Source organism: Comamonas koreensis, assembly GCF_021026195.1.
Classification (GTDB): domain Bacteria; phylum Pseudomonadota; class Gammaproteobacteria; order Burkholderiales; family Burkholderiaceae_C; genus Comamonas; species Comamonas koreensis.
Map to the genome: position 1 here is coordinate 114,435 of NZ_JAJNCT010000020.1, position 12,676 is coordinate 127,110.

Annotated in this window: 12 protein-coding genes; 4 read left to right on the forward strand and 8 right to left on the reverse strand. The window is 65.0% G+C overall.

The window, feature by feature from the left end; translation table 11 throughout:
* Positions 1-12: 12 nt before the first annotated feature.
* On the forward strand, positions 13-903 hold the full coding sequence (locus tag LPW39_RS14735) for a LysR family transcriptional regulator (RefSeq protein WP_230777301.1): 891 nt from the start codon (positions 13-15) through the stop codon (positions 901-903).
* A gap of 165 nt (positions 904-1,068) precedes the next feature.
* Entirely contained in the window at positions 1,069-1,875 is an 807-nt protein-coding gene (locus LPW39_RS14740; protein WP_230776460.1) for a hypothetical protein, read from the forward strand.
* A gap of 98 nt (positions 1,876-1,973) precedes the next feature.
* Here the strand turns inward: LPW39_RS14740 and fusA are convergent, their stop codons facing one another.
* Positions 1,974-4,085, reverse strand: coding sequence for an elongation factor G (fusA, locus tag LPW39_RS14745; RefSeq protein ID WP_230776467.1), 2,112 nt, complete (start codon positions 4,083-4,085; stop codon positions 1,974-1,976).
* A gap of 284 nt (positions 4,086-4,369) precedes the next feature.
* Here fusA and LPW39_RS14750 point away from each other — a divergent pair, with 284 nt between their 5' ends.
* Positions 4,370-4,714 (forward strand): ArsR/SmtB family transcription factor, encoded by a 345-nt coding sequence (locus tag LPW39_RS14750; protein WP_133858464.1) that lies wholly within the window; start codon positions 4,370-4,372, stop codon positions 4,712-4,714.
* A gap of 61 nt (positions 4,715-4,775) precedes the next feature.
* Positions 4,776-5,477 (forward strand): 7-cyano-7-deazaguanine synthase QueC, encoded by a 702-nt coding sequence (gene queC, locus LPW39_RS14755; protein WP_230776474.1) that lies wholly within the window; start codon positions 4,776-4,778, stop codon positions 5,475-5,477.
* Between the two features lie 13 nt (positions 5,478-5,490).
* Here the strand turns inward: queC and LPW39_RS14760 are convergent, their stop codons facing one another.
* Genes LPW39_RS14760 through LPW39_RS14790 form a run of 7 tightly spaced genes read right to left on the reverse strand, consistent with a single transcriptional unit; the run spans position 5,491 to position 12,675 of the window.
* Complete coding sequence (locus tag LPW39_RS14760; protein ID WP_230776476.1) at positions 5,491-6,759, reverse strand: glycosyltransferase; 1,269 nt, start codon at positions 6,757-6,759, stop codon at positions 5,491-5,493.
* A 26-nt stretch (positions 6,760-6,785) separates the two neighbouring features.
* Positions 6,786-8,216: a sigma 54-interacting transcriptional regulator gene (locus LPW39_RS14765; protein WP_230776478.1), complete on the reverse strand. Its 1,431-nt coding sequence runs from the start codon at positions 8,214-8,216 to the stop codon at positions 6,786-6,788.
* 45 nt (positions 8,217-8,261) lie between these two features.
* Complete coding sequence (locus LPW39_RS14770; RefSeq protein WP_230776486.1) at positions 8,262-10,106, reverse strand: TadG family pilus assembly protein; 1,845 nt, start codon at positions 10,104-10,106, stop codon at positions 8,262-8,264.
* Between the two features lie 14 nt (positions 10,107-10,120).
* Positions 10,121-10,627 carry a TadE/TadG family type IV pilus assembly protein gene (locus LPW39_RS14775; RefSeq protein ID WP_230776488.1) on the reverse strand — a complete coding sequence of 169 codons (507 nt, stop codon included), beginning with the start codon at positions 10,625-10,627 and terminating at the stop codon, positions 10,121-10,123.
* Complete coding sequence (locus tag LPW39_RS14780; RefSeq protein WP_230776490.1) at positions 10,624-11,175, reverse strand: TadE/TadG family type IV pilus assembly protein; 552 nt, start codon at positions 11,173-11,175, stop codon at positions 10,624-10,626. Before LPW39_RS14780 ends, LPW39_RS14775 begins: the two co-directional genes overlap by 4 nt.
* 16 nt (positions 11,176-11,191) lie before the next feature.
* Entirely contained in the window at positions 11,192-11,638 is a 447-nt protein-coding gene (locus tag LPW39_RS14785) for a DUF3613 domain-containing protein (RefSeq protein WP_230776492.1), read from the reverse strand.
* A gap of 17 nt (positions 11,639-11,655) precedes the next feature.
* A complete protein-coding gene (locus LPW39_RS14790) occupies positions 11,656-12,675 on the reverse strand; it encodes a tetratricopeptide repeat protein (protein ID WP_230776494.1) in 1,020 nt (339 codons plus the stop codon).
* Position 12,676: the final 1 nt, after the last annotated feature.

A 12,676-nucleotide genomic window follows, 5' to 3' on the forward strand; every position in this document is an offset into this window, starting at 1 on the left:
GGCATGCTGGCGATGGACCGTTTTCAGGAAATGCAGGTATTTGTGCGGGTGGCCGACCGCAGCAGCTTTGCACAGGCGTCGGAGGACCTGCAGATTCCGCGTGCCACGGTGACCAACCTGGTCCAGCGGCTGGAGGCCCGCGTGGGCGCGCGGCTGCTGGACCGCACCACGCGCCAGGTGCGCTTGACGCCCGAGGGCGAGGACTACTACCGCCGTTGCACCCGGCTGCTGGCCGATCTGCAGGAGGCCGAAAGCGCCTTTCGCCATGCGCCGCCACAAGGCTTGCTGCGGGTCAATCTGCAGGGCACCTTGGCGCGCTACTTTGTGATGCCGCACCTGGGTGACTTTGCCGACCGCTACCCCGAGGTGCAGCTGCACATGGCCGAAGACGACCGCCTGGTGGACCTGGTGCGCGAAGGGGTGGACTGCGTACTGCGGGCCGGCAGCCTGCAAAGCTCGACGCTGATCGGGCGCCAGGTCGCGTCGCTGCGCCAGGTGACCGTGGTCAGCCGGGCCTATGCCGCGCGCCATGGCCTGCCCGCGTCGCTGGATGACCTGCCCCAGCATGCCGCCGTGGCCTATGTCTCCAGCGCCACGGGCCGGGCGGTGGCGCTGGAGTTCTGCGTGGGCAAGCAGGTGGTGGAGCGGCGCATCAAGCCCAGCATCACCGTCAACGGCGCTGATCTGTACACCGGCGCTGCGATGGCGGGCTTGGGGATGGTGCAGGTGCCACGTTACCGCATCGCGCAGGCACTGGAGGAGGGCGAATTGCTGGAGGTACTGCCCGATCTGCCGCCGCCGTCCATGCCGGTGTCGGTACTCCATCCCTACAGCCGCCAGCCTTCGGCACGGGTACGGGTGTTCATCGACTGGCTGGCCGAGCGCTTTGCACATGTAAGTTAGCGGTCCGGCGGTCCGGCGGTCCGGCGACCCGGCGGCGGGGTGGCCGGGCTCTGCCGTCGCTGTGCATGGCCGCAAATTCATGCGATGATTTGTTCAATATATAAGTTGTTTTATTTTTCGAAAAAGCTGCCGTCGTCTCGCGTGCGGCCAGATGGAGGGATAGCGATGCCAGGGTCTTCCAATTTGCGCCACCGGGTGCTCTCTAGCGCCACTGCGTGGCGCCGCCTTGCAGTGCTGGCTACCGTTGCGGGCCTGCCCTTGGCCGCTGTGGCGCAGCAGCTGCCTCCACCGGCCGAAGAGGGCGCTACTGGCGCCTGGGCGGTTCAGCTCACGCCCTATGTCTGGGCCAGTGGGGTGGGGGGGGATCTGCGGCCCTTTCAGGGCAGCAGTGTGGTGTCGATGGACAAGTCTTTTTCCGAGGTGATGAAGGACCTGGATGCGGCGTTCTTTTTGACCGGCTATGCCCGCAAGGACCGCCTGGTGTTGCTGGGCGACATCAGCTATTCATCCAGTTCGCGCTCGGGCAAGTTGCCACCTGGCCTGCCGGCATCGGGCAGCTTCCGCCAGGCCTCCGCCACCTTGGCTGCGGGCTACCGTGCGGTCTCCAACGCCGATATCAACCTGGATCTGTTGGCGGGCCTGCGCGCCTGGAGCGTCAAGGCCTCGGTCGATGTGGCGGGCGGCCTGGTGCAGACCTCGCCCGAGAAGCGCTTTGTCGACCCTGTCCTTGGCCTGCGCGCCCATATCCCCATTGCACCGCGCTGGTCGGCCCTGGCCTATGGCGATGTGGGTGGCTTTGGCGTGGGCTCGCGGGCCACGCACCAGGTCGCTGCCACCGTCAACTACCAGTGGAGCGAGCAGGCCTTTGTCTCGCTGGGCTACCGGGTGCTGACCCTGGACTACCGCCGGGGCGGCACCCGCATCGATGTGACGATGGCCGGGCCTTTGCTGGGTGCCACCTGGCGCTTTTGAGGAGGGCGCATAAAAAACAGGCACATCGCTTTGGGGGCGGTGTGCCTGTTGACTTGCTTGCCTATGGGCTCAGTGGCCTGCTATAGCAGGCCCAGGCCTTATCGGTTCGACCGGGTCGCAATGCCCGCCACCACATGGGCAGGCGCTTCGGTGTAGCGCTTGAACTCCATCGTGTAGGTGGCGCGGCCCTGCGTCATCGAGCGCAGCTGCGTCGCATAGCCAAACATCTCGGACAAGGGGACCTCGGCCTTGATGCTCTTGCCGCCACCGGCAATGTCGTCCATGCCCTGCACCATGCCCCGGCGAGATGACAGGTCGCCCATCACGGTGCCGGCATAGTCCTCAGGCGTTTCCACCTCGACCGCCATCATCGGCTCCAGGATGACCGGGTTGGCCTTCTTCATGCCTTCCTTGAAGCCAAAGATGGCCGCCATCTTGAAGGCCTGCTCGGACGAGTCCACATCGTGGTACGAACCAAAGGTCAGGCGCACGCGCACATCCACCACCGGGTAGCCGGCCAGCACGCCGGTCGTCAGTGCCTCGCGCACCCCCTTCTCCACGGCGGGGATGTACTCGCGTGGCACCACACCGCCCTTGATCTCGTCGACAAACGCAAAGCCTTCGCCGGACTCCATCGGCTCCAGGGTGAAGACCACATGGCCATACTGGCCCTTGCCGCCCGATTGGCGCACAAACTTGCCGTCCACATCCTTGACCGTGTTGCGGATGGTCTCGCGGTAGGCCACCTGGGGCTTGCCCACATTGGCTTCCACGTTGAACTCCCGCTTCATGCGGTCCACGATGATCTCCAGATGCAGCTCGCCCATGCCGGCGATGATGGTCTGGCCCGATTCCTCATCGGTGCGCACGCGGAACGAGGGATCCTCGGCGGCCAGGCGCGACAGGGCGATGCCCATCTTTTCCTGGTCGGCCTTGGTCTTGGGCTCGATCGCTTGCGCAATCACGGGCTCAGGGAAGGACATGCGCTCCAGGATGATGGGCGCGCTCGGGTCGCTCAAGGTCTCTCCGGTCGTCACCTCTTTGAGGCCCACACAGGCGGCAATGTCGCCGGCGCGGATCTCATCGATTTCCTGGCGCTCATTGGCATGCATCTGCACGATGCGGCCAATGCGCTCCTTGCGACCACGGATCGGGTTGTAGACCAGATCGCCCTTGCTGAGCACGCCCGAGTAGACGCGTACAAAGGTCAGCTGGCCCACAAAGGGATCGGTCATCAGCTTGAAGGCGAGGGCAGAGAACTTCTCGCCATCGTCAGCGCGGCGCGTCAGCACCGTGCTGTCGTTCTCGTCTTCGCTGTGGCCAGTCACCGCAGGCACATCCAGCGGCGAAGGCATGAGCTCGACCACGGCGTCCAGCAGGCGCTGCACACCCTTGTTCTTGAAGGCCGAGCCGCACAGCATGGGCTGGATCTCCGTCGCAATCGTGCGCAGGCGCAAGCCCGCAATGATGTCGGCCTCAGGCAGGTCACCATCGTTCAGGTACTTGTCGGTCAGCGCTTCGCTGGCTTCGGCTGCGGCTTCCACCATCTTGGTACGCCACTCTTGCGCAGAGGCCTGCAGCTCGGCGGGGATGTCCCGGTACTCGAACTTCATGCCCTGCGAGGCCTCGTCCCAGATGATGGCCTTCATCTTGATCAGGTCGATCACGCCGGAGAACTCAGCCTCGGCGCCAATCGGGATCACGATGGGCACGGGGTTGGCCTTCAGGCGGTCCACCATCATCTGGCGCACGCGGAAGAAGTCCGCACCAATGCGGTCCATCTTGTTGACAAAGGCCAGGCGTGGCACCTTGTACTTGTTGGCCTGGCGCCAGACGGTTTCCGACTGCGGCTGCACGCCGCCCACCGAGTCATAGACCATGACGGCGCCGTCGAGCACGCGCATGGAGCGCTCGACCTCGATCGTGAAGTCCACGTGACCGGGGGTGTCGATGATGTTGATGCGGTGGGCTGGGAAGTTGCGTTCCATGCCCGACCAGAAGGCCGTTGTCGCTGCCGAGGTGATCGTGATGCCGCGCTCTTGCTCCTGGGCCATCCAGTCCATCGTGGCGGCGCCATCATGCACCTCGCCCAGCTTGTGGCTCACCCCGGTATAGAACAGGATGCGCTCGGTCGTCGTGGTTTTTCCGGCATCGATGTGCGCAGAGATGCCGATGTTGCGATAGCGTTCTATGGGGGTATGGCGGGCCATGTTGACCTCCTTGGGTCGGTTTTTCAGCCGGATTCAGCTGCGTGTTACAGCCCTGTGCGCTCCCACTTTGCGACATCCGGTGCCTTCAAGAGAGCACCGGCACAGGGCCAGAAAAGAGCGATATTAATAGTACGAAGACAATCGTACTGTCGTCATGGGTATTGGCGGTTTGGGGACAATAACGCCATTCGGGCTGCCAGCCCTGCCGACCCAGGCAGAATGGCGCCCTTTGGCAAGACCCGGCTATGTCAGCCGATGCGCGCCTCCGTGGCGCATGGACCCCGATGATTCCTCACCACCCTGAAGCGGCACAGATCCATCTGGAAAATGTGCTCACCGCCCTGGGCAACCCCACCCGGCTGGCGGTGGTGCGCGTGCTGGCCGATGGCCAGGAGCGCAGCTGCACGGCGCTGCTGCGCGACCAGACCAAGTCCACGATGACGCACCACTGGCGCGTGCTGCGCAGCAGCGGCGTGATCTGGCAGCGCCCTGCGGGGCGCGAGAACCTGCTGTCGCTGCGGCGCGAAGACCTCGATGCCCGCTTTCCCGGCCTGCTCGACGCAATTCTTTCGGCCACGCGCAGCGATGCGCTGACCGATGCCAGCACGGCCTGGGGTGAGCGCAGCTAGGCCATTGGCCGTTGTCAACAGAGCCTGGTTCTTAAATTTTTGATGGATGGAGAAGCGCAGCATGCAAGACGCCAAGGCGCTGGTACTTTTTTCGGGTGGACAGGATTCCACCGTCTGCCTGGCTTGGGCTTTGAGCCGTTATGCCCATGTCGAAACGATTGGCTTCGACTACGGCCAGAACCACCGGGTGGAGCTGGAATGCCGCAGCACCGTGCTGGCTCACCTGCGCGCGCAGTTCCCCCACTGGGCGGCAAAGCTGGGGGATGACCACCTGCTGAACATCGATGTGCTCGGCCAGATCAGCGATACGGCGCTGACCAGCGATGCCGCACTGGCCTACCAGGCCGATGGCCTGCCCAATACCTTTGTGCCGGCGCGCAACCTGGTGTTCCTGACCCTGGCCTCTGCGGTGGCCTACCGCCGCCAGTGCACGGTGCTGGTGGGCGGCATGTGCGAGACCGATTTCTCCGGCTACCCCGACTGCCGCGACAACACGATGAAGGCCATGCAGGTGGCGCTCAGCCTGGGCCTGGGACGGCCACTGGTGGTGGAGACGCCCTTGATGTGGATCGACAAGGCCGCGACCTGGCAGCTGGCGCAAGACCTGGGCGGCGACGCCTTGACGGCCCTGGTGCAGGAGGACACCCATACCTGCTACAAGGGCGACCGCAGCGAGCGCCATGACTGGGGCTATGGCTGCGGCGAATGCCCGGCCTGTGCGTTGCGCGCACAGGGCTTCGCGCGTTGGAAGCAAGCGGCCTAGACAACAGCGCCGGTCAGCGCGGTGCCACCAGCTGCGCCTTGCGGTTGGCCATCGCCCGCTCAAACAGCGCCATAAAGCGGGGCGCCACCTTGGCGATGTGGTAGGCCTTGCCGGTCTCCAGCGCAGCCTGGGCATAGCGCTGGCGCCGGGCCGGGTCCTTGCGCAGCTGCCGTATCGCGTCGATCCAGTCGTCGTCGTTGTCGGGCAGCAAGAGGCCGTTGACATTGTGGGCAATCAGCTCGGGTGCAAAGCCCCAGTTGGAGCCAATCACGCAGCCGCCGCGCGCCAGGATCTCCATCAGGCCCCAGTTGGCCACGCCGTAGCGCAGCGGGTAGAGGAAGAGATCAACCTCGGCCAGCAGCGCCGAGAACTGGTCATAGGGCAGGTGGCCCGGGAACTCGATCACATCAGCCGCAGGGTAGACCTTGAGCAGGTGGTCGCGAAAACTCTCCACCTTGCCGCCGTAGCGCCGCTCTACCCATTGCTGCTCATAGCCATAGGTGGAGGCCTTGGCATCGCCAATGGCGATAAAGCGGGTGTTCTGGCCATCGCCTTCGCGCACCATGCGGTCCACCAGCCGGATATAGGTCTCCAAGCCCTTGGCACTGGACAGATCACGCGCCGAGAACGCGATGGTAAAAGGCTTTTTCGTATCGCCCGCTGCATCGCCGGCCGCGCCAAAATTGCGCAGCGGCGGCTGGATGTCAAATCCCTCGAACTGTACCGCCACCCGGTCCTGCAGCAGCGGCGGGAACATCGAGCGCGCATAGGCGCTGGGCACAATGGTCAGGTCGCTGCACAGCACCTGGTGAAAGCTCAGCATCTCGGTGTTGCGGTCGCCCAGACGCTGGGCCTGGTCGGGCGGGTAGGCGGCATCCCAGCCATGTGCCAGGTAGCTGGGGAACTCGATGTAGCTGATGATGGCGGCGTCCAGCTCGCCATACAGCCAGTTGGGCGCGCCCCAGAGCGAATGGGCCACCACCACATCGATCTTGCGGCCTTGCGCGGCTTCAAAGTCTTCCAGCGCCTTGAGCACGCCCCGGCAAATGCGCGCCGAGCGTTCGACCTTGTCCGAGTAGTAGTAGCTCTGGGGGCCGACGATCAGTCCATCGGGCTGGAAGGACAGCAGGTGGTCGCAGTGCTTGTCATGGTTGGCCTTGTGGCCGGGTGTGGTCATGAACCAGGCATCGGCCAGGCCCTGGGCCCGCAGGTAGCTGCACAGCAGGCTGTACTGGCTCGGGTACACCGCGCCTACAAAAACGATCAGGGGTTTGTCTGTCATGGTCGGCCAAGGCTGGGTTTGCAGGGTCACAGGGGCAGGTTGTCGTTGGCTTGCGCGGCGGCCGGTGCCAGGGGCACCAGCGGTTCGCCGTCCGAGATCTGGTACTTGCGCATCTTCTCCCACAGCACCTTGCGGCTGATGCCCAGCTGCTGCGCGGTGTTCTGGCGCTTCCAGGCATTGGCGTGCAGTGCCTCGATGATGCGGTTGCGCTCTTCCAGATCCCAGTTGCTGCGGTCGGCCAGCAGCGGCTCGGCGGCATGGGGCTCCAGCGGAAAGGTGGTGGCCGACAGGCTCTGGGCCTGCTGCAGCAGGCGCTCGGTGGCGCCACCGGCATGCCAGTCCTGGGTCTGGCGGGCAGCCACGCCAATGCGCTCGGCCAGGTTGCGCAGCTCGCGCACATTGCCGGGAAAGTACATCTGCGCAATGGCATCCAGGATGTACATCGGCGGCCCGCCCAGGCGCTCCATCATCTCCTCGCCCACCACCTTGCGCAAAATGCTGTTGAAGATGGCCAGCTTGTCGGCCTCGCCACGCTCTTCCAGGCTGGGCATCTGCAGCTCGATCACCGCCAGGCGAAAGAACAGATCGGCCCGGAAGCGCCCGGCATGCACCAGCTCGCGCAGCGATTTGTTGGTGGCCGCGACCAGGCGGAAATCCAGCGCCACCGGCGAGGTAGCGCCCAGCCGGGTGACCGTGCGCTCTTCCAGCACACGCAGCAGCTTGACCTGCTGGTACAGCGGCAGGTCGGCGATTTCGTCGAGAAACAAGGTGCCGCCATTGGCCTGCTCGAAAAAGCCCTTGTGCGCCGTCACCGCACCGGTGAACGATCCTTTGGCATGGCCAAAGAACAGCGACTCAAACAGGCCGTCAGGGATGGCGCCGCAGTTGACCACGACAAAGGGTCCCTGGCCGTAGTGCGTATTGCGCTCATGCAGGCGCTCGGCAATGCGCTCCTTGCCAGTGCCCGTCTCGCCAAAGATCAGCACGCTGTGCTCGCAGTCGGCAAAGGTGTCCACATCGCGCAGCAGGGCCAGCATGACCTCGGCCTCGGCAATGATGTCGTCGCCACGCGGCGGCTTGTGCCTGGTGCTTTGCAGGCGCCGCACAATGCGCACCAGCATGGCCCGCAGCTCGGCGCCGGTAAAGTCAAAGGGCAGCACATGGGAGTACTCGGTGGCATAGGTGCCCGGTCCTTCGCCACGCGGCTTGGCGCTGACCCACAGCACCGGCATGCCTCCAAAGTTGCCCTCGATCCCCTGGCGCGTAAAGCGCGCACCTTCCAGCACCGACACACTGACCACGGCAATGGCATTGCCCCCCTGTGCCGCCATCGGCGACAGGGTCAGGCCATCGGCGCGCACCACGTCCACATCCAAGTTGACCATGCAGCGCTCCACCCGCTCCGCAATGTCCGCTTGGCCTTCCCAGACGTAGATGACCAAATCGTTCTGATTCACGTTCTATTCCCTCGGTTCTTCATGTCGTTGCGCTCACTCCTGTCTTCATTGCACGATCTGGGCGGTGTCGCATTGGATGCCCAGCAAATCCACGCTGGCGCGACCCAGCTCGATGCCCAGGCCCTGCAGCAGCAGATCGAGCGCACCGCCAATGGTGTTGAGCAGTGGTGCCAGCAAGGCGCTCACCACCGTGACCACCACATTGAGCAGCGCATTGAGGCCGCCCAGCAAACCACCCAGCAGCCCGCCAAGCAGTCCCCCCAGCACGCCGTAGTACTCGGCGTTCTGCACATCGCCTACCAGGGCAGGCACCTGCTTCAACAGATTGCTGACCGTCGTGCCCAGCCGCAATCCGTTGGGACCACTGGATCGTTCGACATCCACCTGCATGCCGACCAGGCATTCGTCCACATTGCTGCTGTTGTAGGGGCAGGCCTGGGCATTGGGCGGCGATGAGTAGGTAGCGCCTTGCAGTACCGAGGTGGACAGCTTGCTCTGCACGCGCAGCCCGCCCAGCAGGTTCAGCAGGTTCAGGTCCACCAGCTCGGTTTTCTGGCAGACACCGTTGGCGTTGAGCTGGCCAATGCAGACATCGCCAATCGCCGAGCGCACGGAGATATTGGCCCGGCGGTTGTTGCGGGCGGGCGTGCACTGGATGGCCTCCAGCGTGCCGGTGCTGCGCACCAGATCGACCTGAATGGGGATGTGCACCCGGATGCCCAGCAGATTGCCCAGCAGCGCGGTCAGCAGGCCGGGCGTGCTGACATTCTTTTGCTCGCCGATGTTGACGGTCAGGCGCACCTGGGCGCTGCGGGCCTTGGTCAGCCCATTGGCTGGGCCGATGGCATTGCGCGGTGGTTCCACCACGGTCAGGTTGGCATCCAGAATGCCGGGCAAGCCCAGGCCCAGTGCCACGCTGTTGCTGCCATTGGCAGCGACCAGGTGGGTGCGCACCAGGTCACCCAGGCCAATAGCGGCATCCAGCCCGGCGCCGATGGGCGAGGCCGCACCGCCGGCCGAGATGACGGCCAGCAAGCCCTTGTCTCCCCCCAGTGGCAGCTTGATGTTCGCGATCTGAAAAGCTGCCAGGTAGGCGCGCAGATCAACCAAGGCGGCAATGTCGACACCGGCGTTCAGCAGGCTGTCGCTGCCCGCCTGGATTGCGGCGTCGATCAGGTCGATCACCGACGCGTTGACATTGGCCAGGTCATTGGGGGTCAGCAGGGCGAGGTCGTTGACACCGATGGGCAGACCCAGCACCTTGAGCAGGCCAGACGGCGTGATCTTGGCATTGGCGATGCCATCCTTGTCCAGCACGGTAAGGCGCTGGATATCCAGCCCCACCAGCGCGGTGATGCGCCCGAGCAGGCCGTTGTTGTTGAAGCGCAGCAGCTGCGAGCCGATCGAGAATGCGGCCACCGGTTCGCTGTCCTTGGCCGCAGTGGCGGCGGCTGCCACGACCCTCGAGCCGATAAACGGCACCAGCTGCAACACCTCGCCCTGCAGCTGCACGCGCACGGCATTCATCGGGCTGCTGTTGAGGCCAAAACGCAGCGCATCGGCCTTGCTGCTGTCCCAGTGGCCGCAGTCAATGCGGCGCTGTTCTTTGTCCAGCGACAGGCGCATTTGCGTGGTCACGCTCTGGTTGGCCGCTGCCTGGCCCTGCCCGCAGGTGGCAGAGTTGCCATAGGTGATGGCGTTGACAGCTTCGAGCGCGGCCACATCGGCGATGCGCTGCAGATCCCGCTTGGCGTAGTACATATAGCCGATCTGCACGGTGCCCAGCAGGGTGACCAGCACGGCAGCGAGCAGCGCAAACTGCACCAGCACGGCGCCGCGCTGCACCAGGGGCATGGGTCGGCGTACGGAGGGAGCGCTAAAGGCGGACATGGTGTAGATCCTCCTCACAGCAGCGATGCAAAGTGCACCACGCTTTTTTCATAGAGCTGCCGGGGCTCGGTAACCCAGGCGCTTTGCGTGCCGAACAGTGGCGCGAGTTGGTAGCGCAGCTCAAAGCTGGCACTGCCGGTGCCCGTGCTCGGGCAGGCCGCTTGCCATTGGATGGTACCCACGGTCAGCTGGTCGCCCACCGTGCCCGGTATGTCACTGCGCTCCAGGCTGGAGCGCACCGATTGCGCCACCCGCAGCTGGATGGTGGCGCGGTTGGCTGCTGCCTGCGTGGGGTGGCAGGGGTCGCTGACCCCCGCTGCCAGCACGCCCAGAATGGCGCGCGCGCCATCGCCCGCCGCCCGCGTGAGCGACTGCTGCGCCTGGAAAGCCCGCCAGTACACCGTCACGCCAAGGAGCATGACAATCATGAACACGGCGATCAGCGCGAATTCGATGGCGGCGACGCCGCGCTGGCGTCGCAGCTGAGTGCTGGTGTGCCGATGCTGGCGGAGCTGCTTCATAGCATCCTCCTGTCCACCAAGAGGCTCGCCTGGGCCTGCAGGCTGGCGGGCAGCAACAGGCCGAAACCGGGAATAGCCGGCGCAATGGCGCCCTGGCGGTAGTTGGCGATGCGGTAGCTGACCAGCACCAGGCAAGGGGTCTCGATATTGCAGTCGAGCGCCGGGTTCAGCGCCGTGTCCTGGTTGCAGGCGGTGTCTGCCAGGTGGCAGAGCGTGAAGTTGATATCGCTCTCGGCTGGCCGCAGCTCAGCCGGCAACCAGTTGAGCGCATTGGCGGTGGTGCGGCGCGCCTGCAGGCTGCGGAAGGCCCAGGTGGGCGGGTTGCTGCCGATGATCGTAGAGCTGGGGTAGCGCAGCGCTGCACGGGCGCCTTCCTCGACCGCATACTGCATCGACTGGCGCACCAGAAAGGTCAGCCCATAGCAGACGATGCCGTAGAGCAGCACAAAAAACACCGGGAAGATGATCGCCCACTCCAGCGCATACACGCCGCGCTGCTGGCGCGAGCGCCTGCAGCAGTGCATGGAAGGGGTGGGGTGCGGGCGCATGCGGGGCTCCTGGGCTTTACTTCTTCACATCCAGGCCGGTATCAAAGCGCTCGGGGATCTTGGTCTCGAAGCTCTTGAGGTAGCGCTGGTAGCTGCGGCTGGCCTGCTCACCATCGATGGGGCGTGGATGCACGCCCGGTGATGCCGTTTGCAGCGCCAGCAGGCGTTCGGTGGCGTTGCCGATGACGATGGGGCGGCTGCGCCAGATGACCGGGTTCTCCAGCGACGGATTGCTGTTCTCCGTAGCCAGCGGGATATAGGGCTGGGTGGCGGGCGAGACGCGCTCGGGGATATCCACCACCGGCGCTTGGCGTGTCATTTCCAGGCTGGGTACCTGGGCTTCAACCGATACCACGGTGCGGCTGGATTCTGCATGCACGGCGATTGCCGAGAGGCCGGCACCAGCAGCCAGGCCCAGCATCAGCACGGAACGCCAGGTGGGGAGAGAAGGAAACTGAGACATGGGGTACTCCTGGGGTGCTAAGGCGCGATGGGGCGTGCCGGGGAATCAATGATTTGCGGGCTGTCGTTGCCAGTGGCCGTACTGCGCAAGGCCGTGGGCATAGCAGGCCCTGGGCCCGCCGCTGGCACGTCGGATGGCGCTGCTGCCGGGGCTACAACAGGGGCGGTAGCCGGAGAGGTCAGCGGGCTGGCTGCAAGCGTGGCGCTGTCCACCATCGGCACCGCCGCAGCAGGTGCTGGCGTTGGCAACTCGCCACCGTTGCGCCGGCGCATGGCGGTCTGCACCGTCTGCAACTGGGCTTGCAAGGTCTGCATTGAGTTCGCGTCAATCAGCGCGGGCACATTTTTGGCGGCGGGCTGGCTGAGCCGCTGCAGCAGTTGCGAAGCCTGTGCCTTCTGGTCGCTGGCCATCAGGTAGAGAGCCAAGTTGAGCTGCACCCGCGCATTGCTGGGGGCCAGCTGCGCCGCTTGCAGCACGGGCAGGTGGGCGGCTTCCGTCTGGCCATCGAGCATATGGGCGTAGGCCAGGTCACTCAGCACATCGGCATCGATGGGGTTGATCTGGCGTGCCATCTCCAGCTGCGCAATGGCGTTGGGGTACTGGCCCTGGCTGGCATACAGCAGACCCAGGCCGCGCCGCGCACGCGCCACGGTGCCGCTGTCGGGGTCGGCCAGCAAGGCCTGGTAACCCTGTTCAGCCAATTTGCCTTGGCCGGTGTTGCGCAGTGCATCGGCACGCATCAAGCGGATCTGCGGCTGGCTGCCGTACTGGCGCTCAAAGGCCTGCGTGTGCGCGAGCGACGCATACCACTGGTTGGCCTGCTGCATCTGGCGGATCAGGTTCAGATAAGTTTGCTGCGGATCGATCTGGGTCAGCTGGGCGGCTTTTTCCATTTGCTGCTGGGCCTGGGCCGCCGTGCTTTGCTCGGCAGCGCCATAGCCCTGCGGGCCTTTGGAGGCACAGCCGGTCAGCAGCGCGGCCGCCAAGGCCAGCAGCGGCATGGCGAATAGAGATGTGTTGCGGTTGGTTTGGCGCATG